The sequence below is a fragment of the Paenibacillus sp. N3.4 genome, assembly GCF_008017805.1.
Classification (GTDB): domain Bacteria; phylum Bacillota; class Bacilli; order Paenibacillales; family NBRC-103111; genus Paenibacillus_E.
Genome location: NZ_VRTT01000210.1, coordinates 1 through 1,020, shown reverse-complemented (window position 1 = coordinate 1,020; position 1,020 = coordinate 1). Strand labels below are relative to the sequence as shown.

General features: G+C 53.6%; 1 rRNA gene. It reads left to right on the top strand.

The window, feature by feature from the left end:
• Positions 1–1,020, top strand: a 23S ribosomal RNA gene (locus tag FU659_RS34980); the annotation flags it as partial.

The window sequence follows — 1,020 nt, the reverse complement described above, 5'->3', positions numbered from 1 at the left end:
AACCCGAAGCTATGAATTGAAGCCCCAGTAAACGGCGGCCGTAACTATAACGGTCCTAAGGTAGCGAAATTCCTTGTCAGGTAAATTCTGACCCGCACGAATGGCGTAACGACTTGGGCGCTGTCTCAACGAGAGATCCGGTGAAATTTTAATACCTGTGAAGATGCAGGTTACCCGCGACAAGACGGAAAGACCCCATGGAGCTTTACTGCAGCTTGATATTGGACTTTGGTACGATCTGTACAGGATAGGTGGGAGCCTTTGAAGCCTGAGCGCCAGCTTGGGTGGAGGCATCGTTGGGATACCACCCTGATCGTATCGGAGTTCTAACCTGGTACCGTGATCCGGTATGGGGACAGTGTCAGGTGGGCAGTTTGACTGGGGCGGTCGCCTCCTAAAATGTAACGGAGGCGTTTAAAGGTTCCCTCAGAATGGTTGGAAATCATTCGCAGAGTGCAAAGGCATAAGGGAGCTTGACTGCGAGACCTACAAGTCGAGCAGGGACGAAAGTCGGACTTAGTGATCCGGTGGTACCGAATGGAAGGGCCATCGCTCAACGGATAAAAGCTACCCTGGGGATAACAGGCTTATCTCCCCCAAGAGTCCACATCGACGGGGAGGTTTGGCACCTCGATGTCGGCTCATCGCATCCTGGGGCTGAAGTAGGTCCCAAGGGTTGGGCTGTTCGCCCATTAAAGCGGTACGCGAGCTGGGTTCAGAACGTCGTGAGACAGTTCGGTCCCTATCTGTCGCGGGCGTAGGAAATTTGAGAGGAGCTGTCCTTAGTACGAGAGGACCGGGATGGACGTACCGCTGGTGTACCAGTTGTCTCGCCAGAGGCATAGCTGGGTAGCTATGTACGGAGGGGATAAGCGCTGAAAGCATCTAAGCGCGAAGCCCCCCTCAAGATGAGATTTCCCAGTATGTAAGACCCCTTGTAGACGACGAGGTTGATAGGTTCGAGGTGGAAGTGCGGCAACGTATGCAGCTGACGAATACTAATCGGTCGAGGGCTTAACC